18 protein-coding genes, 1 tRNA gene and 1 pseudogene are annotated in these 23,920 nt (G+C 60.3%); 12 read left to right on the forward strand and 8 right to left on the reverse strand.

What is annotated here, in order from left to right; translation table 11 throughout:
- Positions 1-229: 229 nt before the first annotated feature.
- A complete protein-coding gene (locus C482_RS11575; RefSeq protein ID WP_006167810.1) occupies positions 230-1,327 on the reverse strand; it encodes a hypothetical protein in 1,098 nt (365 codons plus the stop codon).
- Positions 1,328-1,674: 347 nt separating this feature from the next.
- Positions 1,675-1,776, reverse strand: a pseudogene (locus tag C482_RS22390) (IS1595 family transposase); the annotation flags it as partial.
- Positions 1,777-2,215: 439 nt separating this feature from the next.
- Here C482_RS22390 and purF point away from each other — a divergent pair.
- Both purF and C482_RS21805 read left to right on the forward strand, forming a co-directional pair.
- A complete protein-coding gene (gene purF, locus C482_RS11585) occupies positions 2,216-3,688 on the forward strand; it encodes an amidophosphoribosyltransferase (RefSeq protein ID WP_006167812.1) in 1,473 nt (490 codons plus the stop codon).
- Positions 3,689-3,893: 205 nt separating this feature from the next.
- The gene (locus C482_RS21805) at positions 3,894-4,037 is read left to right on the forward strand and encodes a hypothetical protein (RefSeq protein WP_006167813.1); all 144 of its coding nucleotides are present in this window, start codon (positions 3,894-3,896) and stop codon (positions 4,035-4,037) included.
- Between the two features lie 146 nt (positions 4,038-4,183).
- On the opposite strand, the gene C482_RS11590 is transcribed toward C482_RS21805, so the two are convergent.
- Complete coding sequence (locus C482_RS11590) at positions 4,184-4,747, reverse strand: DUF420 domain-containing protein (RefSeq protein WP_006167814.1); 564 nt, start codon at positions 4,745-4,747, stop codon at positions 4,184-4,186.
- Positions 4,748-4,986: 239 nt separating this feature from the next.
- A tRNA-Leu gene (locus C482_RS11595) sits at positions 4,987-5,071 on the reverse strand.
- Between the two features lie 141 nt (positions 5,072-5,212).
- On the opposite strand from C482_RS11595, the gene C482_RS11600 reads away from it, so the two are divergent.
- The 5 genes from C482_RS11600 to C482_RS11620 all read left to right on the forward strand — a co-directional run bounded on the left by C482_RS11600 (position 5,213) and on the right by C482_RS11620 (position 11,881).
- A complete protein-coding gene (locus C482_RS11600; RefSeq protein WP_006167815.1) occupies positions 5,213-5,737 on the forward strand; it encodes a helix-turn-helix domain-containing protein in 525 nt (174 codons plus the stop codon).
- 93 nt (positions 5,738-5,830) lie between these two features.
- The gene (locus C482_RS11605; protein WP_006167816.1) at positions 5,831-7,162 is read left to right on the forward strand and encodes an alanyl-tRNA editing protein; all 1,332 of its coding nucleotides are present in this window, start codon (positions 5,831-5,833) and stop codon (positions 7,160-7,162) included.
- 475 nt (positions 7,163-7,637) lie between these two features.
- The gene (locus tag C482_RS11610) at positions 7,638-8,960 is read left to right on the forward strand and encodes a mandelate racemase/muconate lactonizing enzyme family protein (protein ID WP_006167817.1); all 1,323 of its coding nucleotides are present in this window, start codon (positions 7,638-7,640) and stop codon (positions 8,958-8,960) included.
- A gap of 47 nt (positions 8,961-9,007) precedes the next feature.
- Complete coding sequence (locus C482_RS11615) at positions 9,008-11,302, forward strand: alpha-amylase family glycosyl hydrolase (RefSeq protein WP_006167818.1); 2,295 nt, start codon at positions 9,008-9,010, stop codon at positions 11,300-11,302.
- A gap of 150 nt (positions 11,303-11,452) precedes the next feature.
- Positions 11,453-11,881 (forward strand): hypothetical protein, encoded by a 429-nt coding sequence (locus C482_RS11620; RefSeq protein ID WP_241431921.1) that lies wholly within the window; start codon positions 11,453-11,455, stop codon positions 11,879-11,881.
- Between the two features lie 126 nt (positions 11,882-12,007).
- Here the strand turns inward: C482_RS11620 and C482_RS11625 are convergent, their stop codons facing one another.
- From C482_RS11625 to C482_RS11635, 3 genes are read right to left on the reverse strand one after another with little or no spacing between them, the layout of a single operon-like run.
- On the reverse strand, positions 12,008-12,988 hold the full coding sequence (locus C482_RS11625; RefSeq protein ID WP_006167820.1) for a sugar ABC transporter permease: 981 nt from the start codon (positions 12,986-12,988) through the stop codon (positions 12,008-12,010).
- The gene (locus C482_RS11630) at positions 12,985-14,019 is read right to left on the reverse strand and encodes a carbohydrate ABC transporter permease (RefSeq protein WP_006167821.1); all 1,035 of its coding nucleotides are present in this window, start codon (positions 14,017-14,019) and stop codon (positions 12,985-12,987) included. Before C482_RS11630 ends, C482_RS11625 begins: the two co-directional genes overlap by 4 nt.
- A gap of 38 nt (positions 14,020-14,057) precedes the next feature.
- Positions 14,058-15,254: an extracellular solute-binding protein gene (locus tag C482_RS11635; RefSeq protein WP_193787749.1), complete on the reverse strand. Its 1,197-nt coding sequence runs from the start codon at positions 15,252-15,254 to the stop codon at positions 14,058-14,060.
- Between the two features lie 258 nt (positions 15,255-15,512).
- Between C482_RS11635 and C482_RS11640 the strand changes: the two genes are divergently transcribed.
- Positions 15,513-16,652, forward strand: a complete 1,140-nt coding sequence (locus C482_RS11640; RefSeq protein ID WP_006167823.1) for an ABC transporter ATP-binding protein — start codon at positions 15,513-15,515, stop codon at positions 16,650-16,652.
- Between the two features lie 86 nt (positions 16,653-16,738).
- On the opposite strand, the gene C482_RS11645 is transcribed toward C482_RS11640, so the two are convergent.
- A complete protein-coding gene (locus tag C482_RS11645; protein ID WP_006167824.1) occupies positions 16,739-18,877 on the reverse strand; it encodes a glycoside hydrolase family 15 protein in 2,139 nt (712 codons plus the stop codon).
- A 157-nt stretch (positions 18,878-19,034) separates the two neighbouring features.
- Between C482_RS11645 and C482_RS11650 the strand changes: the two genes are divergently transcribed.
- The 4 genes from C482_RS11650 to C482_RS11665 all read left to right on the forward strand — a co-directional run bounded on the left by C482_RS11650 (position 19,035) and on the right by C482_RS11665 (position 23,831).
- Positions 19,035-20,126 (forward strand): TrmB family transcriptional regulator, encoded by a 1,092-nt coding sequence (locus C482_RS11650; protein WP_006167825.1) that lies wholly within the window; start codon positions 19,035-19,037, stop codon positions 20,124-20,126.
- Positions 20,127-20,264: 138 nt separating this feature from the next.
- Positions 20,265-20,912: a bifunctional 4-hydroxy-2-oxoglutarate aldolase/2-dehydro-3-deoxy-phosphogluconate aldolase gene (locus tag C482_RS11655; protein WP_006167826.1), complete on the forward strand. Its 648-nt coding sequence runs from the start codon at positions 20,265-20,267 to the stop codon at positions 20,910-20,912.
- Positions 20,913-21,300: 388 nt separating this feature from the next.
- Positions 21,301-22,368 (forward strand): glucose 1-dehydrogenase, encoded by a 1,068-nt coding sequence (locus C482_RS11660; protein WP_006167827.1) that lies wholly within the window; start codon positions 21,301-21,303, stop codon positions 22,366-22,368.
- Positions 22,369-22,508: 140 nt separating this feature from the next.
- On the forward strand, positions 22,509-23,831 hold the full coding sequence (locus C482_RS11665) for a mandelate racemase/muconate lactonizing enzyme family protein (RefSeq protein WP_006167828.1): 1,323 nt from the start codon (positions 22,509-22,511) through the stop codon (positions 23,829-23,831).
- Positions 23,832-23,920 lie beyond the last annotated feature (89 nt).

The raw sequence follows: 23,920 nt of genomic DNA on the forward strand, positions 1-23,920 counted from the left end.
TCCGACTCGTTGTTGCAATCACCAACTACGAGCGAGGAAACGAACCGGGCTGTGAGAAGCTATGAGATGGATTCTATGACACGCTCCTCGACGACAATCGCCATCGAGAATCGTTCGAGTGACAGCAGTGTGGTGAAGAATCATGCCGGCTAGAACGCTTCCAAGAACATCGGTTTCTCGCTTGATGACGAGGGACGAAGTCTCTCGAACCACTTGACCCCGAAGCGATTTACCAAGCCCAAATTGATGGATGTTCTACATCCGAGTCCTGTTCATGCATATAAACAGTGAAGGTTTCGCTATCGTAGTTTTGAGGAATCTGTGCAATAAATTCATCCTGGAGCTCTGATTTTCGGTGGTGCCCGGTACCGGTTGATCGACTTTCATCTTTCTCATACTCGTTCACAACATGAATCTCGGCATCGTCTCCTTCGGGGACGAACACTCTGAAAAACATGAAATGTTCGAACCAACCCTCAGTACCTGTGAAGGAAGGGTTTCTCTCGCAAGTGTATTTATTGCCTACAGTCTCACCCTCCAAGCCGCCATTGTCAGCGAGGGAGACCATGAGACTGCCTGCGGACAAGGCCAGACCGGCTCCCCCAAACAATTTTGCGAGGCCACCAGAGACTGCTTTTGATCCGAAGCCAAATGCAGTGCCCATTCCAGCCATGAAGTCGGATTCGTTTTCAACATTATACGATTCCTGGTCAACATCGTCTTCCACCCATTCGTTCCCATCAACGAGAGTCTCGTCGTCGTCAAACCGTGTACCACCGTGCATTAGTTCATCGTGGACCTCAAGCTTATTTTCGAAGTCGTCTAAATCGCCACCAACTAATTCAATCGACATTTCCTGTCCTTCCTTCCGGAATGGAAGAAGTGACCCCATTCGGCTGGAATCGTCACAGGAGTTTATGGCCTGCTGGTCAACCGTGTCACCACAGAACGAAGAGAAGGCGAATTCATAGACGTGGCCTTCCTCGTCATTAGGATAGAACCCGTCGACCCAATTTGAACGTAGGAAAGTAAGCGTTCTATTGACATTGATGCCATATTCGGTAGCGACTGTCGTATCGCGAAACTGTACCCGATCATCACAATCGAACTCCTCATGATTAGAGCCACCCTTGTATATCTCCTCCTCGGCCTCACTCTGTGTAGTGGGTGCTTCTTTGGGTGTCAGCTTTTTCCCCTTCTTATAGTATTCATCGTCATCAGTTGATGTTCCAACGGCGGTTCCTACGCTTCCAAGTCCCAGGCCTGCCACTGTAGTGGCGATACCTGTCTTAAATGCATTACGTCGGGTAATCTGTTTTTCTCTCATGACATGAAATCATATTTGAAGTGTGTACTTATATCTTTTTGTTTATTATATGATATGGAGACAATATTATTGCTTGATACACCTGGATTGTCTCCCGCTCGTAGTTATTGGTTGCAACGACACTCTGAGGCACAACGTAAGGAACACTCAGTGTCCCACAAGCCGACCCTAAAGTGCAGAAGTTATCGGATAGCTGTTAGATTGATATCATCAAGGACGACGAACGCTGCCTCGCGAAGCTTGTCCAGTGATTGGAAGACGGATTGCCGAAGGTACGCTGAAATTGCGCCAACATCCCTCAACAGGGTTCAGACCCGGTGAACCGGGTGAAGAAACGTTACTTCAAGTGCGGAGTTCTCGTTGAGTGGATTGTAGGCACGCCATCCATCAGTGTAGAGAGACAGCAGCTCCTTCTCACGGTTTACTGCGAACAAGAGCCGAATCGTCGATGTCACCCTTGTACTCAATTCCTCCCAGACGAAGCACTCCGTCGAATCATTCGCTCTCACTGTCGAAAACCGTGGGCTGCACCGCTGGCGATCGATAACGCGCGGCTCACGTTTGACGATGGTCCCGAGAAAAGTGCGCCAATCGAGACAGTGGAACTCGAGTCCGGTGAGACGGCAGCGATCGAGGTGCACGGAGCTGGGTTCATCAGGAGCAGGACGTGTTGACGGTCGACGTTCCCTCGGGGAGTGAGTCGATTTCGTCGGCGACGGTCGATCTCGACGAGTACAGGTAGCGGTCTGCTCGAATATATGCACATTCGTGTATAATATTGTGTGATGAACCGTCTCTGGAGCGCACAAACACGGGGGTTTTTATCCGGGCAGTCACCTATGGACGACCATGACTGATGGGCGGGGCGAAACTCCCCGGCGAACAGGAATGATCGAAAAGTGCGGCGTCGTCGGCGTCTCACTGGACGGTCGAGACGCGGCACGACCGTTGTACTACGCGCTCTACGCACTCCAGCACCGCGGCCAGGAGTCCGCCGGGATCGTCACGCACGACGGCTTCCAGCAACACAGCCACGTCGACATGGGCCTCGTCGGCGATGTCTTCGGCGAAGGCGACCTCGATCCACTCGCCGGCTCGGCCGGGATCGGCCACGTTCGCTACCCGACCGCTGGCTCCGTCGATACCTCGTGTGCACAGCCCTTCTCCGTCTCGTTCAAGAGCGGCTCGCTCGGCCTCTCTCACAATGGGAACCTCGTCAACGCCGACGAGATTCGGGACGAGTTAGCCGACGTCGGCCACGCGTTCACGAGCGACGGCGACACCGAGGTCATCGCACACGACCTCGCGCGCAACCTCCTGGAAGAAGACCTCGTGCGCGCCGTCAAACGCACGATGGGGCGCATCCACGGCTCCTACGCGCTGACGATCAGCCACGACGACACCGTCCTCGGCGTCCGCGACCCACAGGGGAACCGGCCACTCTGTATCGGTGAAGTCGAGGACGGCTACATACTGGCTTCGGAGTCGGCTGCGATCGACACGCTCGACGGCGAATTGGTCCGTGACGTTCGGCCGGGCGAACTCGTCGTCCTGCAGGAAGACGGTGAGGGCTTCGACTCCTACCAGCTCGTCGAGGAAGACAATACTGCCCACTGCTTCTTCGAGCACGTCTACTTCGCGCGCCCGGACAGCGTCATCGACGAGACGCTCGTCTACGAGGCACGCCGGAACCTCGGCCGCAAGCTCTGGGAGGAAAGCGGCGTCGAAACAGATGTCGTCATGCCAGTGCCAGACTCCGGTCGCGCGTTCGCCTCGGGCTACGCCGACGCGGCGACCGAGACGACCGCCGACGGCGAGATTCGAGCCGAGGACGACGACGGCGTCGAGTTCGCCGAGGGTCTGATGAAAAACCGGTATGTTGGGCGGACGTTCATCATGCCGACACAGGACGAACGCGAGCGCGCCGTCCGACTGAAACTCAACCCGATCAAGTCTACGATCGAAGGGAAAACCGTCACCGTCATCGACGACTCGATCGTCCGCGGAACGACCTCGACGCAGCTCGTCCAGCTCCTGAAAGACTGCGGCGCAGCGGAAGTCCACGTTCGGATCGGCGCTCCGGAAATCGTCGCCCCGTGTTACATGGGAATCGACATGGCTACTCGGGAGGAACTGATCGCCTCGGACAAGTCGACCGACGAAATTCGGGACGCGATCAGCGCCAACAGTCTCGCGTACCTCTCGACGGATGCCATCGCTGACGTGCTCGGGAAAGAGCGCCTTGACCTCTGCCTGGGCTGTGTTACCGGCAAGTATCCCTACGATATCGAGGGCGAGGAAACTGACCGAGATGTCCAGCGACCACCACTTGCCAGCCGGCAGCTGTCGGCTGACGACTAGGGTCGCTGATCGCGCCCGGCCGACGACCAGGGCGCTATAGTAACACCTGCAACTAGTTACACACTAATACACGATAGCTGTGCGATCAGGTGTCCAGTGACTTGCAGTGGCTACTATAGTATCGGTAGCTATCGGCGTCGTCAGAACGTGACAGATAATAACACGCTGCGCTAATTTTAACAGAGGGACGCGTGAACACACCACTATGGACCTGGACGAGTTCCTCGAGGGGCATAATATGACTGGGCGACAGGCAGCGATCATCTTCTTTACGTTCCTGTTGCTGATCATCATCGCAGCGATAGTTCTGATCACGTTCAGTGACTTCTTCCAAGAGCTAATCACGTGAAGACATCAGACCGACCGCGACAGTGATCGGGATCGGTCACCCGCCCATCGTCGCTTCAACTACCCCCGACGTCGAACTCACCACGTTGTCACCACCCCTCTCTACCGTATCGACTGCTGACAACAACGCCGAACCAGTACTGCACCTCAATAGATCACGTGCCCGAGGACGTACACCACGATCCCCAGCGAAAACGAGATCAACCAGAGGCTTGCCGCAATCCGACCGATGCGGGCGTGGCTCGTCTGCCGGAGTTCGGGAATCGGGCGCGAAACCGCTAACAGCAGCGCGTAGTACACAAGCGGGATACAAACGACTGCGAGGAAGATGTGAATCGCCAGAACGGGCAGGTAGACGGTGAGATAGACCGTCTCAGGGCCAGGGAACGGCTCCGGGCCACCGGTCGCGATCAGCCGATAGAGATAGAAGACCAGAAACGCTCCGAACAGTCCGAACGAGGCGAGCATTGCCCGTCGATGTGCGACAACGTCACCACGGCGGATCGCTCGCCACCCTACTGCAATCGTCACGATCGCCGTCGCGCTGATCACGACGTTGAGATGCGGAATGAACTCGAGTACCCACTCGGGTGCGGCCGGAACGGCTGACTGGGGAACACGGCCACCGGCGGCGGCGAAGACGACGATGAGTGAGATGACGCTCAGGATGGCGGTGAGGGGAGTAACGCGTTCACGCGAGACGTATTCCATGGTCTATGGAGAGTGTTGGACGGAACGAGGAAGTGCGTATCGACTTTCGTGCAGCGGTGCTCTCGAGTGAGAGTGGGTGTTGTGATGTTCCCGATCACAGCGCTAGCACTGTCGCTTCTTGGTGTAGGTTTCTGAAAGGATTATGCGTGGGTGATGTCCGCGAAGGGAAATCACCTGCATCGTTTTGCTCGGCGGTCGAACCGCCTCGCGTTTCGCGGTACGATGTACCGCGCATGCGATGCGTGGGACCGGATTCGAACCGGCGGACCCCTACGGGACAGCGCCCTCAACGCTGCGCCGTTGGCCTGGCTTGGCTACCCACGCTCGCGTTTGCGTTCTTTGTCTGCACTCAATCGTACCCAGTGTGATTATAAAAGCCCTTTCCTTTGTGCTTGCGTCTGCGGTGAGGTCACACGGAACCGATCGGAACGGAGATTTCAAATGGCGCAATTGCCAAAGAATACCATGGCTAAATACTCGACCGGTTCGTCCGGCGGCGGTGGCGGGACGAACTGCGAACTCTGTGGTGCCGAAAGCAACTCCCTACGGCTGGCGTCCGTCGCCGGTGCGGAGCTTGAGGTCTGCCCCGACTGTGCACCTCACGACGATACCCAGCAAACGTCGAGTCGACGGCGCTCCTCGCAGGATTCGGGCGGTTCGCGCTCACAGGATGAGCCAAGCCGCAAAAAGAAGGCTGCCCAGAACGTTGCGAAGGCAAACCCTGTCTGGGACGGCGACTCCGAACACTGGGAGAAAGACGGCACGAACTACGACGACGACCCGCTCCCGTACCTCGTTTCGGACTACGGCGACAAACTCATCGACGCTCGCCAAGGGGCTGGTCTCCAGCGATCCGAACTCGCTGAGGAACTCGATATTCCCGAAAAAGACCTCCTCGCGGTCGAGCAGGGCCGCGCAACGCAGGCCGGCATCGGTGGCGGGCTGATCGACGCACTCGAGGAGCATCTCGATATCGAACTGGCTGAGTGAGCGACCGAAAGAGAGCAAGCGGGATCGAGACCGAGCAAGGAACACTCGCAATCGGCGAGCAGCTTTTTAGTACCAGGCGACGGAGTGAGACCGATGAGTGGGCAACGGGCGGCAGCGGAGCCGTACGCCACGCGGTTCGAGACCGAAGTGACGGCGATCGACGGCCGACGAGTCTGGCTCGAGACGAGCTACTTCTACGGCGAGAGCGGCGGCCAGCCAGCCGATCGTGGGACGATCGACAGCGTCGCCGTCGAGGATGTCCAGCTCACAGACGGCGAGCAGGTCCACGTGTTGGCCGAGGAGCCGACGTTCCGGGCCGGCCAGCGCGTTCTCTGTTCGATCGACTGGGCGTTCCGGATGTACTGCATGCGCGCACACACTGCCAGCCACGCACTCTACGGAGCCGGCCGCCGGCTTCTCGATGACCTTGGCTACGGCGGCTTCAACATCGGCGAGAAGAAAGTTCGCGTCGATCTCGAGACAACCAGTGAACTCGACGACGAGACACTGCTCGAACTCGACTCGCTCGTGAACAAAGCCGTCTGGGAATCACGACCCGTTTCCTGGGAAGACATCTCGGTTGCCGACGCACGCGAGCGCGAGGCTATCGCGTTCAACGAGGCCACCGAGGACGGCGCGTTCCAGAAGGGACGCGTCCGCATCGTTACGATTGGCGGCGCGGACGAGAACGGCGGCAACGGCGCACGCACGCGGAACAGGTCCACTGGCGGGCCAACCGTCACCACGAGCACTGACGGCGCAGCCGAATCCTGGGATGTCGCCGCCTGCGGCGGCACGCACGTCCGCAACACGCGCGAAATCGGCCCCGTCACTGTCCTCGGACGATCCAATCCCGGCGAAGGCATGACGCGCGTCGAGTTCAGCGTCGGCCCGACGGCCATTGACCGCCGGCGCGAGGAGAAAGCAGTCGCGCTCACCGCACGCCAGAGACTCGGTGTTCCCCTTGAGGAAGTTGGTGATGAACTGGCTCGCCTGCAGGATGAGCGCGACGAGCTCGCCGCCGAGGTACAGACACTCCAGCGCGACCTGGTCGCCCACCAACTCAAGTCCGCCGACTCGTTCGAGCGGGATGGACTCGAGTGGCTGGCCGTCGCGGTCGGGGGAGAAGGCGGCGAGAGCGCAGGTGTCGACGCGAATGACGCAGGCGAGATTGCTCGCGACGCAGCAGGTGACCGGGCAGCCGTCGTCGTCATTTCGGGTGCGTCTGGGTCACCGTACGCGGTCGCAAGCGTGGCCGAAGACGCACAGGAGACGATCTCGGCTGGCGCAGTAATCGACGCCCTCACCGCCGAGTTCGGCGGCGGTGGCGGCGGCTCCGATGCGCTCGCACAGGCTGGTGGTTTCGACGGGGTGCCAGACGAAGAGGAGATTCAGGATGTACTCGAGTCGGTCGAGTTCCAGTAGGGTTTGGGCTTCAGTTTTGGTTTGGGTTTGGTCTGCGTTTGCGTTTGTCTGACTCTGTTGAAATCCTCAGCAGACGACAAGAGGTGACTGCTGAATACAGAGGATACGTGCAGCAACGAAGACGCATTTGTTCACGGTAATCTAATTGAATCAGCGATTCTATTGAGGCGCGGATCGACTATAATAACAACTGCAACTAGTTACACACTGATCGCACAGCTGCCGTGCAATCAGGTGTGCAGTGTTCTCCCAACTCGGACGTGGTGATTGAAAATACTGCAACACTTGCGCTATATATTCAGCAAGGCAGCTGGAGTTTGTCACCGATTGAGTGATTGAGTACTTCAACAAGGCCGTTTGTGTTTAAATTCAGATCTGGATCCAGATTCGGATTCGTAGTCTCCGAGGCGACTGTGCCAATGAATTGAGCGCTGAAGCCCTCAGCATTATGCCCGTCATCGGTGTACACGCTCCGATGGGAATTGATTACTCGCAGCTTCGCGATCCGAACGTCGAGTACACGATGCGTGAGCTCTCGGCGGAGACGATGGGTATAACACGCGAACGGGGCGGCGATCGTGATCTCGAAATCACCGACGTGCAAACGACGATGGTCGACGGCAACTTCCCGTGGACACTCGTCCGGGTCTACACCGACGCGGGCATCATCGGCACCGGCGAGGCTTACTGGGGTGCTGGTGCGCCGGAGCTCATCAAGCGCATGGCTCCTTTCCTCCGTGGCGAGAACCCGCTCGATATCGACCGGCTCACCGAGCACCTCGTCCAGAAGATGTCCGGCGAGGGCTCGATCAGCGGCGTTACCGTGACGGCGATTTCGGGCATCGAGGTCGCGCTCCACGATCTGGCTGGCAAGGTGCTCGACGTACCGGCATACCAGCTACTGGGCGGCAAGTATCGCGACGAGATCCGCGTCTACTGCGACTGCCACACCGAAGAGGAAGCGGACCCGATTGCCTGCGCGGACGAAGCCGAGCGCGTCGTGGACGAACTGGGGTATGACGCCCTCAAATTCGACCTCGACGTGCCATCGGGCCACGAGAAGGATCGGGCGAATCGTCACCTTCGGCACCCCGAAATTGAGCACAAAGCCAGNTTCGACCTCGACGTGCCATCGGGCCACGAGAAGGATCGGGCGAATCGTCACCTTCGGCACCCCGAAATTGAGCACAAAGCCAGCATCGTTGAAGCCATCACCGAACGCGTCGGCTCGCGCGCTGACGTGGCCTTCGACTGTCACTGGACCTTCTCCGGTGGCAGCGCAAAACGGCTTGCCAAACGGCTCGAGGAGTACGACGTCTGGTGGCTCGAAGACCCCGTCCCGCCGGAGAACCACGATGTACAGCGCGAAATCACCCACCAGACGTCGACGCCGATTGCCGCCGGCGAGAACGTCTACCGGACCCACGGCCAGCGCCGACTCATCGAGGAGCAAGCCGTCGATATCATCGCCCCCGACATGCCGAAGGTCGGCGGCATGCGAGAAACACAGAAGATCGCCGATCTCGCGGATCTCTACTACATGCCCGTCGCCATGCACAACGTCGCCTCTCCCATTGCAACCATGGGCGGCGTCCACGTCGCCGCCTCAATTTCGAATTCGCTAGCACTCGAGTACCACTCCTATGAACTCGGCTGGTGGGAAGACCTGGTCGAGGAGGATGTAATCGAAGACGGCTACATCGAGGTGCCAGAGAAACAAGGGTTGGGCGTTACACTGGATATGGACGCCGTTGCGGAGCAGATGGTCGACGGCGAGGAACTCTTCGATGGAGCGTGATGTAATAGTACACCATAATTATGCAACTGCCGTGCGTATCGAGGTGTATGGCTCGCAAACACACCGACAGGCTCGAAAGCGGCGACGGCTCTCACCATCCTGGGCCGCCGCGCTTCGTCACCGTCGGCGAGGGATTTGTCAACCCGAACGGAGACGAGATGGAAACGCGCGACGAACTCGCGCCGTGGAATCTCGACCGCAATCCTGACGGCGAATATACCTGGCACGTCGCAGACGTTCCCGAGGGGTCGACTGCCACCCCCACCGATGCGCCAATCGCGGAGTTCGTCCCCGACGTATCCGGCGAGTACACGTTCGTTCTCGAGGCCCCTGACGGCGAACACGAACTCACGGTTCGTGCGTTTCCGCAGCAGGAGGCCGAGGGCGAGCAGCCGCGTCCGCAGGTCCGACTTGAGGTGACCACCAACGCAGATCAGGATCGAACCCAGAACCGGAATCAGGAGCGGGTGCAATTTGAAGCGACGGCACAACTGGCAGACGACGCGGCAGCGGGCGACGAGAAACCGGACACCGACCTGACCGTCGAGTTCTACACTGACGATTGGAACGCACTCGAGTTGGACGGTCAGAACAGCGTTTCGAGAGCGGCACTCGAGTCGCTGGAACGGCCAGCCCGCGTTTACGCGGTTGCGGTCACCGACGACGGCCGGTATTCGATTCCCGATGCGGTGGAGGTCTGGGTTGGGTCGGGTGCTGGCGACGCTGACGACGCTGTCGGAATTGCAGAGCGAAGTGATATCCACGTCGAGCGCCCCTTCGAACCGCCGTCCTGGGTCGAGGACGCGATCGTCTACGAAATCTTCACGCGTCGGTTCCCGGACCAGGAGGACCCGACCTTCGAGACGATCGCGGACCGAATCGATCACCTCGCCGACCTCGGTGTCGACGTGCTCTGGCTTACGCCGATGCTCGAGACGGATCGGGGCTTCGGCACGCCGGACAGCCAGGGAGGTCCCCACGGCTACCACACGGACGATTACCTCCGGGTCGACCCGGATCTGGGCACGATGGCCGACTTCGAAGCGCTGGTCGATGCCTGCCACGACCACGACATCCGGGTCGTCTTCGATCTGGTGATCAACCACACCGGGGATACGCACCCGTTCTACGAGGCCGCCGTCGACGACTCCCATCCAGAACACGAGCGTTACCGTGACTGGTACCGTTGGAAAAACTTCGCCGAGCGAGACGCAGACACCTACTTCGGCTGGGAGGGCATCCCGAACCTCGATCACAGCAACCCAGCCGTGCGCGCGTACTTACTCGATGTGATCGACTTCTGGGCTCCGCTCGTCGACGGCTTCCGCACGGACGTTGCCTGGGGCGTCCCGCTTGGCTTCTGGACTGAGGTTGCCGACCGACTGCGCCGGTACGACGCGAAGTTCTTCCTGCTCGATGAAACCATCCCCTCAGATGTCGAGATGGGTGGCGGCCGATTCCACATGCACCACGACGATGTGCTGCACGATACACTCGAGTCGGTTGCCGCGGCGGCTGTGGCTGCAGATGGGGGTGGGGCCGCCGACGCTGGACGTGGTGAGGAGGAAGGAAACGGAGATGGAGAAGAAAGGAAGAGGGATGACGAGGGAGGAAACGGAGACGGGGAAGCGAAAGCGAAAGCGGACGGAGCACACAACGACACAGACACCGAAGACGCCGTCGTCGACACCTTCTCCGACATGTCCGTCGACGCCATCGACGGCGCTAGCGCGATCCTCGACGCCGTCTCGGAGCGAGCACGCCGCGGCGCACACCCCGACTCGGAGTGGCTTCTCTACGTCGAAAACCACGACACCGACCGCTTCCTCGCCGAACACGGCCGTGACGCACAGCAGGCCGCTGCCGCCGCCACCTTCACACTTCCCGGCTCGCCGATGCTTTACTACGGCCAGGAAACTGGGCTCACCGAGCGCCGTGAGCCCATGAACTGGGACGGGTTTGACACAGCGGTACTCGAGTACTACCGCAACCTCCTCGATCTCCGTCAGTCGGTGCCGGCGCTCCAGCGCGCGGCGGCACTCGAGCGGGTGCCGTACGAGGCGGGGACGAAGTATGCAGTTGCGTACGCCCGCGATGCATCAGCGGTGCACCAGATAGTGGATCAGACAGGCGTCGAGGACGGACCACAACGTGTTCTCGTCGTCCTCAATTTCAGCCCGGAACCGACGACAGTACGGGTGAACGAGCGCATTTCGGGCCCGGATCTGCTCTCCGGCGCACAGGTCGTCAGCGAGAGCGACGGAGACGAGTCCGAATGGGATTGGGCCGTGACTGTCGATTCGGCGGTGGTACTCGAGTCCGAGGGTTCGGCTACGGAGTAGGTCTCGATTCGCGAATCTGTGGCCTCGATTTCATCGCACGGTCGCTGAATCAGCACGTAGAGTTCCCGTAGTGGGTGGTCATTCGTATAAATAGTCGTTCTTCTATCAGTAGGAATTAGTACTATTGTCGCACAAATAAAAATGAGTAGTATGGACCGTCGAACTGCTTTAGCGATGATCAGCACTGGGGTGACAGCATGGGGTGCTGGCTGCCTTTCTATTGACAGAGCTGGTCCTGTTGATTTCCAGCTCATGAATGTTACCGGGGAGACACAGCACGTTGCTGTGACTATCTCGGAGCATGACGGAAAGACAGTACTGAGTGAATCGTATGAAGTGGGTGAGCGAAAGCCAAACGGCGAAGCAACTGTGATTCGGGAAGAAAAATTCGTTGAAGCACGTAACGATGATCGATTTGCTATCGATGTTGAACTCTCTAGCGGTGAATCTGCAGAGAGCGGGTTTCAAGTAATGTGTATGGGAAGAGACAACGCTATGGAGTTGTTCGTAGCAGAGATACGAGAGTACCCGGAGAAGGGAGACACATATTTTGAATTTGAACAGTCGGTTTGCGGTTGAGTTTCGCAAACCCACCTACTGCGGACGGTGATACGGCGAATAGAATCTGGGTTGGCCAGATAATCGATAGTGCTTGAGTCGACAAAAAGCCGATCAGAGAGCGGAGTGAGAGAGTGAGTACGGCTATCAGCCTTCCATCCCGCCAAACGAAAGCCCGCTCTCGACGTAGTTCTGGGCGAAGAAGTAAATCAGCGCGACGGGCATCGCGAACAGGATCGCGAACGCCGAGAACTGGGTCCACGGCGTGTCGTACTGACCGGCCGTCGCGAGCGCGTAGAGTTCGACCGAGAGCGTGTAGTTCTCGGGTCGTAGCAGCGTCTGGGCGACGATGAACTCGTTCCAGCCCGCGAGGAAGGTAAAGACCAGGACGACGGCGATACCGGGCTTCGAGAGTGGCAGGATCACTTCACGGATGACCTGCCAACGGCCCGCACCGTCGATGACGGCAGCCTCCTCGTAGGAGACCGGAATATTGTCCATGAACGTCTTGAGCAGCCAGGTGTTGAACGGAATCGCACCCGCGGCGTAGAACAACCCGAGCACGAGCAGGTTGTTGCTCAGACCGAAGTTGACGAACAGCACGTAGAGTGCGATGAGTGTCGCAATCGAGAGCCCAGCACCGACCTGCGTAAACAGAACGTAGCCGTAGAGGATCTTCTTTCGGCCGCGGAACTCGTGGCGCGAAAGCGCGTACGCACCGGGGATGACGACCGACATCGAGACCGAGACGGTCACGAAGACGACGATCAGACTGTTGAGCAGTGCATCCGTGAACGCCGACTCGAACAGCACCCAGTGGTAGGCGTCTAAGTTATACGTCGATGGATCGGCGAAGACCCCATCGGTACTCATCAACCCCGCCCCCTCAGAAAGCGAGGCTGCGAAGATCCAGTAGATCGGGAACATGAGTACGACGAGGACCGCAATCGCACCGGCAGTACTGGCGACCGTTTTGGCGAGGTCGCGAACGCTTCGCTTTCCGGTTCGGACCTGCTCGAGCGTGAGTCTGGCCGTGCTGGCGGCTCGCATCGGCCAGGTTGCCTTTTCGTAGGCCCAACCGGTGAGTATGCCGATGACATTCGCGAGGATGGCGACGACCGCGATCATTCGCTATCCACCCCCTCGGCGAGGTTGCCTTTTCTGACGGCGAGCCACATGAACAGGCCGATGAACGCGATTGCTGTGACCATGATTGCGGATGCGTAGGCGTACTGGTTGAGCTCAATCGCCTCGCGATAGCCGTAGACGATGAGTAACTCGTTCTGGCGCGCGGGACCACCCGAGTTGAAAATCCACGGGATGAGGAACTGCTGGAACGAGGTCGCAGCAGTCAGGATCGACGCGAACATGACCGGCCGCTTGATCGCTGGCAGCGTCACGTGGATGAACCGGTGGACGTAGCCCGCGCCGTCGACTTTGGCTGCGTCGTGCAGTTCCATGGGGACGTCCTGCAACGCACTCACGATGATGATCACCATGAACGGGTACGCCAGCCAGACCTCCGTCGTCACGTACGCCATGAACGCACTCCAGCGACCACTGAGCCAACTCACGGGAAGGTCGACGAGCAAGAACTCCGGTGCGGAAACGGCGACGAAAAATAGCGCCTGGTCGACTATGCCGGCGAGCATGGCCACGGCGCTGTTGTACGTCGCTAACAGCTCGTTGAACGGGCCGAATCTGGCACCGCTGAACATCCCGCGCCAGACTGTGATGATGAAAATCGCCGGCAGGCCCATCGGAATGATGACGATCGCTCGCATATACCGCTTTCCGACGACGCGAGCATGTGTGAGCAACATTGCGAGCCCGACTCCGACGATGATCTTGATCACCAGACTCACTGCCAGGAACAGCCAGGTTATCCCAAAGGAAGTCCAGAACTGACTATCGGTGAACAGATCGACATAGTTATCGAGCCCAACGAAGTTCGTGTCCCCGCCGATGATCGTTCCCGCGTGGGTCGCGTCGGTCATCGAGAGGTAGACCAGGAACGCGATCGGGAACAGCATGAACGACAGGAACAGCACCACACCGGGTGCGACAAGCAGGAGCCCAAACAGGTTGAGATTCCGTGTGTCAAACGGGAGCAGCCGCTGACTCTCCGCCGAAACGCGATCAAGGAATGACGTAGACATGACGTGAAGGTGCTAACTGAAACTGGGTTGGCTGTCGCTTACTCCCAACGACTGCGGATTTCTTCGGCTGCCGCTTCCATCGCCGCGGCCGGTTCCTCGCTCCCGTTGAATACCCGCTCGAGCGCCTCCTCGAGGGTCGTAAACATGATGTCCATCCGTGGGTCGGCCGGCATCGGCGTTCCCATGTCGACGGTTTCGACGAACGTTTGGATGTCCTCGCCGATGTCGTCGCTTTCGGCGTACTCCTGATGCACTGGAATTAGGCCGTGACGTTCGGCGTTGTCAACAATCACATCCTCATTGGTCGTGTACCATTCCGCCCAATCCATGATCGTCTCGAATGTCTCCTCGTCTGCGTCCTCGAGTGCAGCGGTGAAGTACCAGACTTGAATGCCGGTGTACGGCGTCGGTGAGCCGCCCTCGATGTCTGGAAGCGGTGCGAGCGTCGCGTCGACGCCGGCGTCGCGGAAGCCGCCGACCTGCCACGGGCCGTTGATCGCGAACGGTGCGTTGCCGTCGTTGAACGGCGCTATCTGGGACCCGTACGTTGGGTCCTCGGGGACGTACTCCCAGAGGCTGTCCTGGAGCAGCTCGACACCCTCGATGAACTCGTCGTCTTCGATGCCGAGTTCACCGGTGTCCTCGTGGAAGAGACGACCGCCGAAGGCTTGCAAGTAGCCACTGACGAAGTACGGGTTAACCGGCGGGTATGAGAGTCCCCACTGGTTGTTAGCCGGATCGTGATAGTCGTCCATGATTTCGACCATCCCCTCAATCGTCTCCGGCGGCTCAGCAACCAGATCCGGATTGTACATCAGCGCTACCGTCTCGGACGCGTATGGGACGCCGTAGGTATGTCCCTCCCACTGGACTGCGTCGACGGCGTCGGCGGTGAATTCGCTCTCGAGATCGATCGAGAGATCATCGCTGGCATCGTAACCAAACTCCTGTTCATGATAGCGCCCGAGCCAGTCGTGTGCCCATGCGAACGTTTCAGGACCGTCACCGGCCGGAATAGCGGTATTGAGCTGGTCCTCCATATCGGTGATGTCCTCCGCGTTGAGTTCGTTATCACGACCCTCGTTGAACGCGGCGAGGTGCTCTTCGAGCGTCTCCTCTTCGGCCTCTTCGAACTCGGTCCAGAGCGTGATACCGCGGTCATCGTCACCGAGACATCCTGCGACAGTCAGCATTGTGGCCCCCCCGATCCCCGCGAGTACTTGCCTGCGTTGCATTGGCATGGTGTGAACAGTGACGAATTATGTCTTCATATATTTAATTGTTAGGGTCTATCATCCAGATTCTCAACGACAAGCGAACTTGAGGCGGCCGTTCCGCGCGTTCCCCTGTGCGGATTCGGGAACGGTGGCTCTTGAACAGATCGGCTCGGAGGGGTGGCAGCTCGCTGAACATTAATTAGTGGTGTACTATTTCTTCCCAGATACTCATTTTTGGGAAAGGACTTTATGTTCGCTCATCGAACGAACAGGGAAATGGCACGTGTCAGGGTCGAATCGCTCCGAAAGGAATACGACGTTGGAACGGTCGTCGCAGTCGACGGCTTGGACCTCGAAATTGGGGACGGCGAGTTCGTTACTGTCGTCGGTCCGTCCGGCTGCGGGAAGACGACCACACTTCGAATGCTTGCCGGGCTTGAGGAGCCGACGTCCGGACGGATCGAGATCGGCGACGAGGATGTCACCGACGTTCACGCCAAGAACCGGGACGTCGCGATGGTGTTCCAGAACTACGCGCTGTATCCGCACAAGACCGTCTTCGAGAACATGGCGTTTGGGCTCCGCATGAGCACCGATCTCGACGCCGAGGAGCGCGAACAGCGCGTCGTCGAAACGGCCGAGATGATGGATATTGCAGAGCTACTCGAGGACAAGCCGGATGAGCTCTCGGGCGGACAAAAACAGCGCGTCGCACTCGGTCGCGCAATCGTCAGAGAGCCCGACCTGTTCCTGTTCGACGAGCCGCTGAGTAATCTGGACGCCAAACTCCGTACGACCATGCGGGCCGAGATCCAGCGCCTGCAGGACGAACTCGGCATCACGTCGGTCTACGTTACCCACGACCAGCACGAGGCGATGACGATGGGTGATCGTATCGTCATCCTGAGCGACGGTGAACTGCAACAGCAGGGCGCGCCGACCGATGTCTACGAGAACCCCACGAACAAGTTCGTCGGCGGCTTTATCGGCTCGCCGTCCATGAACTTTATCGACGTCTCGGTCGAGCAGGTCGCCGGGGGCCTGCGGCTTGACGATAGCGACGGGAACTTCTCGTTCACACTGTCTGCAGCGTACGCCACGGCGAACGACGCTGCACTGGGAAGGGGCCGCTACACGCTCGGCATTCGACCAGAGAGCATCTCCATTGCGGACAGCCAATCACAGAACGCGATTTCGGCCGGTGTCGACGTCGTCGAACCGGTTGGGTCGGACAATTTCCTCCACCTCGATATTGGCCCGGAATTCATCGCTCGCGTGCCATCTGACGTTACTCTTGAGGCAGGCGACGAGATCACGATCACGTTCGACGAGTCGGATATCCACCTGTTCGACGCGGACAGCGGTGTGGAGGTACTCGGTCACGACCAAGAAACCCAACCGGCAACGCCACCGTAGCGGGTACGGTTCAACCACCACGAGACAGATCCACTGGCGGACCAGCGACGAACTCTCCTCACTGAAAAAGCACCTGAAGCCCAGTCTCAATCCTGGACCGGCGCGTGATCTGATTTCGGCGGTGCCGCCGACACATCGTTTCCATTGACCGTCGCCAGCTCCGCTGCCGTCGCAAGTCGCAGTGCGTGCGGCCAACCAAGCGGCGTCGCGCTATCGGCTGTCCCGTCGTCGAAGAACTGCTCGGGAAGGAACTCCCCGTCGCGACGGAGTTTCCCACCGGGCGCAACGAGCGCGAGCAATTCACGCGCTCGCTCGTCGAAGCGTGAGGCGGCCTCGTGGTCATGTGTGATGAGCAGTGATCCCATCTCGGCCGCGGCGTGTGCCCCCCACGCCGTCGTCACGGACCAGATCTTGGCGTCGGCCTGGTCGTCGACCCGCCACGGATCGTCCTCGAAGCGAGCGACGCCCTCGAGTGGGCCCGCGGGATCGCGGTAGAGACCGTCGACGGTCGTGTCAATGTGGGTCACCAGCCGGTCAAGTCGAGCGGCGTCGACGCCGGCGTTCTCGCCGGCCTCGTCCGCGTCAGATCGTTCGCGCTCGAGTACGTCGAACTCGCGATGGGCCGCGGCGAGCGCGAAGGTACTGCCGTCGAGGCGTTCGTCGAGGTCGCCGTCGGCGAGTCGGAGCGCGTAGCAGCCGCGGTCGACGACCCAGAGGTCGTCGAGCGCGCTGTAGACGGTGTGTGCCCGTTCGCGTGCGCGTTCGCGGTGCTCGTCCGCGATGGGAGCGCGGGCGATCGCCGCGTAGGCCTCGAGGAACGTCGCGGCGGTGTGGGTGAACCGGCCGGTCATGTTCTCCCAGGCGTTCTGGACGCGCTCCGGCAGGCCGTCCTCGCCGAGCGTCGCGTCGAGGCCGTCGAGTGCGGCGACAAGTGCTTCACGAACCTGTTCGTCGTCGGCGTCGACAGTGCGGAGGTACGTCGCGAGATAGGCGGCGACGCTCGCGGTCTGGTCGGCCTGGTAGTCCGCCGAGTCAGTACCCTCCTCGACGCGGCCGTGTGCCCAGCCGGGTGCAAGCCGTCCGTTTCGCGGCCAGACGCGGTGAGGCCAGGTACCGTCTGTGAGCTGGCTCGTCGTGTAGACGTGTGCGCTCTGGCGGTGCCACTGCTCGAGTCCGAGGCCGGCGCACCGATCGGCCGCGAGCAGGAAGCCGGCGATTTCGGCGTCGTCCCGGAACCACGTATAACCATAGCCGCCCGAATAGCGGTAGAACGGGTCGAACTCGGGGCCAGCGATGCGCGCTCCGGTTGGCGCGCGAAGCAGACGCAGCGTCCGCAAGTCGGCGATCGGATCGGCGATATCGACGGTTTCGCCGTCGTCTGCAGCCGATCGAACGCCCTCGAACGCTGTCTCGGACTGCGCTCGGGCTGCCTCGAGGAGTGCGTCACGAGTCGCGTGCTCCGCAGCGCCAGTGCGGGCGCGCTCGAGTGCGTCGGTTCGTGACTCGTCTTCTGCCTCCGAATCAGCGAGCAACGTCGCTACCGTGGTTGAGACGTCTGGCCCCGAGAGGTCGATTTCGGCCAGCGTGATCGGACTCAGTCGCGCCTCCTCGTACCGGCCATCGTCCTCATTGCGGGGAAGTTCAGTCGGCTCGGACTCGAGTAGCTCCCCAAATGTGGCGGGGACCTGGCCGGTGACCTCGATATCGGTCGCGGCGGTCAGGAAGTCGTGTTCGCGGTCGTGGTGGACTTCGACGGCGTCGCCGTGGAGCAACTGGCCGATACGGTTGATGCGGTCTTCAGGGGCGAAGGCGACGCAGGCATGAAGGGTTGCCTCCAGGTCGGTAGCGTCGCGCTCGCCGTCGGTAGAGAGAGAAACGTGCGTGAGATGGAGGCGACCGAGCGTGAGGTCGTACTGAGTGAGGGTGTGGCCGGCGACCTCGTGTGTCGTTTCGACGAGCGCCGTCTCCTCGACGTAGCGCTGGTCGCCCGGCTCGTCGAGCCAGTAACGGGTGTCGTCGAGTTCGATACCGAATCGGGAGTGGTCGATGCCCACCAGTCCCGAGAGCGGGTAGGAGTAGTCTCTGAGTGCACCGTTCGGTGCGACGTGGACGAGTCTGTCGTCGAAGCCGGAGAAGCGGCCCGTCGTCGACCGGCGCTCGCCGGGGAATCGGCGGTCGTCACCCCGCGAGCGCTTGACGTCGTTCAGAGCGCTGTGAAGTTTCATCGTGACGGACAACTACGACCCCCACCGATTAAAGTTTGTTGTAAAATGTAATCTTACTTTTCGGGCCGGCGGCGTGTGAGCATCAACCGGCTTACGAGCCGGCGCAACCGTGAAACTTTTTCACGCATCGTCGCAATCCGTGATGTACTGTATACTCATGGATACTGACGGGCTCGCCGACCTCCTCGAACGGTTCGGACTCTCTGAAAAGGAAATCGACACGTATCTCGCGATTCTCGACCACGGCGCGTCGAAGGCGAGCACTATCGCCGACGCCGCCGACGTCTCGAAGCGCTACGTCTACAGCATCAGCGAGGAACTCGAGAGTCGTGGCTTCGTGGAGGTCGACGACCACGCCGTGCCGACTGTGATCAGACCCGTCGATCCCAAAACCGTCGTGGACCGGCTCACCCGAAGCGTCGAAGACATCGAGCCAGAACTCCGCGAACGCTACACCGCGACCGAGCGTACCGGCGAGCAGTTCGAGGTGATCAAGTCCCGTCAGACCGTCGTCAAGCGACTTGAGGAACTGCTCGCGAGCGCCGACACCGAAGTGACGCTCTCGATTCCCGTCAGCATCCTCCCCCAGATTCGATCGGCACTCGAGGAGACCGTCGACCGCGGCGTGCTCGTGCTCCTCCTGCTCGGTGCGACCGGTAGTGACGAACAGGACATCGCCTCGCTTGCAGGTGCGGCGAGTACGGTGCGGACGTGGGATGCGCTGGTGCCGACGATGCTCACCGTGGATCGCCAGCACGGCCTGCTCGCGCCGAGCCAGTTGCTCACAAGTTCGACGAGCGATACGCGCGCAATCGCGCTCTCACAGGAACAGCTCGTGCCGGTGCTCGCGGGCTCGTTCCTGGCGAACTACTGGCCGACCGCCGAGGAGCGCTACGTGACGACACCGCGGGCGCTGCCCGAGACCTACGACGGGTTCCGAAACGCGGTATTCCAGATCGCACTCCACCGCGCGACGGACACGGCGCTTGAAGCAACGGTGACGGGAACTCCCGTTAGCGACGGAGACGCCTCGGCTTCCCCGGGGACACTCACCGGCCAAGTCGTTGACGTACGCCAGAGCCTCGTTCGCCCGGAAACGTCGTCTGTCCCAATCGAGAACTCCTTCGCGATCGAAGTCGAGGACGAGAGAGACGGCACGACCGAGCGCTACACGATCGGCGGAACCGGCGCGTTCCTCGAGGACTTCGAGGCCGAGTCGGTGACGCTCCGCGAACAAAACAGCGAGTGATAGAGTCGACTGTGAGTAAATTTCTTGGTTAGTGGCCAGAAAGACGGAGTCAATGTCTAGAGACGCGATCCGTAACACGTCCGTCTGGAACGACCAGCCCGGTGAGAACTATCCGTCGGGGCCACGTGGAGGCACCCAATGACTGACAAACGAACCATCGAGGACCGGATCGTCGGGAGCGGTGTCATCGCCGTCCTGCGCGGCGTCGACGAGGACCAGATCGTCCCCGTCTCGCGCGCCCTCGCCGATGCTGGCGTCGAGGCACTCGAGATCACCGCCGATGGAACCCGCGCCGCAGAGATGATCGCCGACGTGGATCGCGAACTCGCAGATGCGGACGCCGTAATCGGCGCAGGGACCGTTCTCGACGCTGCGACGGCACAGTCAGTGATCGACGCGGGCGCGACGTTCGTCGTCTCGCCACACACAAGTCCCGACGTTGTGCGGACGTGCAACCGACACGGCGTGCTCGCAGCACCCGGTGTCATGACGCCAACGGAGGCCGTCACAGCGATGGAAGCCGGCGCGGATCTGCTGAAGATGTTCCCTGCCTCGACGGTCGGACCTGGACACATTGGTTCACTCAGCGGTCCACTTGGTGACGTAGATATCATTCCAACGGGTGGCGTCTCACCAGACAACGTCGCCGACTTCTTCGACGCGGGCGCGGTCGCCGTCGGCGCGGGCGGTTCGATTCTCGACGACGAGGCCCTCGAACGCGGCGACATGGACCAGGTCCGAGAAACCGCTGAAACGTTTGTTGCGGCGGTCGAGGACGCCCGATAGGCAGTCGGTATCTACGATAGTTACTGCCGGCCCGGGACCACTATTCACAATCTGGCCAATAGTGGCAGCGCTTGCCACAAAAACCCGTTCTGCTGGTCAACAAGTGGTACGTTGCCGATAGCAGCAGTGCTGTGTCGAGTCCAATGAATTGAGCAATAGTTTGAACAACAGTCGAGTCAACAGGGCTGGTCCAGCAGTCAACTCGAGTTGATCGCCTGAAAACAGCTCCGAGAGCGCCGAAGGTCGAAGGCCGAAAGTCATGCTGGATGTTCGTTGAGGAGAGCACCTTTGTCGAAATTCGAATAGGTACTGGCGGTCATGATCGTGTCATTCAGAAGTTTACTACTGAAAGGGTAAATTTTTATCCCAGTGGTGCAGTGGTTCGGGTATGAAAGCGATCGCTGTCGACCCAGGGGCCGGCGAACCCGCTCTCGTCGAGCGACCCCGTCCCGACCCCGAGCCAGGCGAGGCCCTCGTCCGGACGCTGCGCGTCGGTATCGACGGCACCGACCACGAAGTGATCGCGGGCCACCACGGTGATCTCCCCGCCGGGGCGGACGACCTCGTCCTCGGCCACGAAGCCGTCGGTATCGTCGAAGATCCGAACGGAACGGCACTCGAGCCCGGTCAGTTCGTCGTGCCGACCGTGCGCCGTCGTCCCGACGACAGCAACGAGTTCTTCGAACGCGGCGAGCCTGACATGGCACCCAGCGGCGAGTACGTCGAACGCGGAATCGTCGGTGCGCACGGTTTCATGGCCGAATATTTCACCAGCCCGGCGGAGTACCTCGTTCCGATTCCCGCAGAGCTCGCAGCGCTTGGCTTCCTCGTCGAACCGATCAGCATCACGGAGAAGGCACTCGAGCACGCCGTTGCGAGTCGGTCCGCGTTCGAGTGGGACCCAGAGTCGGCGCTCGTCCTCGGGAACGGCCCGCTCGGGCTCATCACCCTCGCGATGTTCGAGTCGGTACTCGAGTTCGATCGGACCTACTGTCTGGGTCGCCGGGATCGGTCGCACCCAACAGTCAAACTCGTTTCGGAGCTTGGTGGCACCTACGTCGATTCGCGGGAGACACCGGCTTCGGAGATTCCGGCCGAACACGAGGCCGTCGACCTGGTCTACGAGGCGACTGGGCACGCAAAGCACGCCTTCGAAACGGTCGAGGCGCTCGCTCCGAATGGGGTCGGCGTCCTGCTTGGAGTGCCAGAGCCCTGGGAGTTCGAGGTCGACGGCGGTCGACTCCACCGTGAACTCGTCTTGCACAACAAGGCGCTGCTCGGAACGGTCAACTCCCATCGCGGGCACTTTGAGGCCGCAATCGACACGCTCGCACAGCTTCCTGACTGGTTCACCGAGGAACTCACGTCAGGTGTGTACGATCTCGAGAACTACCAGGACGCCTTCGACGCGGGCGACGATGTTGTCAAGACTGCGATCGAGTTCGACGCCGTCTAAGCCGAATCGCTGCTCGTCGTCTGTACTGTTCATTTACGCGCCTGCACTGCGACGGGCGATTCAGAAACACAGGCAGTTGGGGAGCGTTCGCACGCGCCAGATGCAAAACTATTACTACCATAGGTGTAAGTATTCATTCCATGGGTGTAGATTACACGCGGCTCCACGATCCGAACGCCGAGTATACGATGCGAGAGCTCTCGGCGGAGACGATGGGCGTGACACGCGAGCGCGGCGGCGGCCGCGACGTCGAAATTACAGATATTCAGACGACGATGGTCGACGGCAACTTCCCGTGGACGCTCGTCCGAATCTACACGGACGCGGGTATCGTCGGCACCGGCGAGGCCTACTGGGGCGCTGGTGCACCGGAACTCATCGAGCGCATGGCTCCCTTCCTCCGTGGCGAGAACCCACTCGACATCGACCGTCTCACCGAGCACCTCGTCCAGAAGATGTCCGGCGAGGGCTCGATTGGTGGTGTCACTGTCACCGCGATTTCGGGCATCGAAGTCGCGCTACACGACCTCGCGGGCAAGATTCTCGAGGTGCCCGCCTACCAGCTGCTCGGCGGCAAGTACCGCGACGAGGTCCGCGTCTACTGCGATTGTCACACCGAAGACGAGGCTGACCCAATTGCGTGTGCCGACGAGGCAGAACGTGTCGTCGAAGAACTCGGCTACGACGCTCTCAAATTCGACCTCGACGTGCCATCGGGCCACGAGAAGGATCGGGCGAATCGTCACCTTCGGCACCCCGAAATTGAGCACAAAGCCAGNTTCGACCTCGACGTGCCATCGGGCCACGAGAAGGATCGGGCGAATCGTCACCTTCGGCACCCCGAAATTGAGCACAAAGCCAGCATCGTCGAAGCCATCACCGACCGCGTCGGCTCGCGGGCCGACGTAGCGTTCGACTGCCACTGGACGTTCTCCGGTGGCAGCGCCAAGCGCCTCGCGAAGCGACTCGAGGAGTACGATGTCTGGTGGCTCGAAGACCCTGTTCCGCCGGAAAATCATGACGTGCAGCGGGAAGTTACCCAGTCGACGACCACACCCATCACCGTCGGCGAGAACGTCTACCGCAAACACGGCCAGCGCCGCCTCTTAGAGGAACAGGCCGTCGACATAATCGCCCCCGACATGCCGAAGGTCGGCGGGATGCGCGAAACCCGAAAGATCGCTGACCTCGCAGACCTCTACTACGTCCCCGTCGCGATGCACAACGTCGCCTCGCCCGTCGCAACCATGGCCAGCGCCCACGTTGGCGCAGCCATCTCGAACTCGCTCGCTGTCGAGTACCACTCCTACGAACTCGAGTGGTGGTCGGATCTCGTCGAGGAGGACGTGATCGAGGACGGCTACATCGAGATTCCCGAGAAGCCTGGACTGGGTGTCACGCTCGACCTGGATACCGTCGCGGAACAGATGGTTGATGGCGAAGAGCTCTTCGACGAGGCATAACCCCGTCACGCTCGAAAATCTCTGATTTTCGTCGTTCAACGAAGCGTCAGCCGCATCGGCATCGTACAAACTGAGCGGCGACCCGTCGT

It is taken from the genome of Natrialba chahannaoensis JCM 10990 (assembly GCF_000337135.1).
In the GTDB taxonomy this organism is placed as follows: Archaea; Halobacteriota; Halobacteria; order Halobacteriales; family Natrialbaceae; genus Natrialba; species Natrialba chahannaoensis.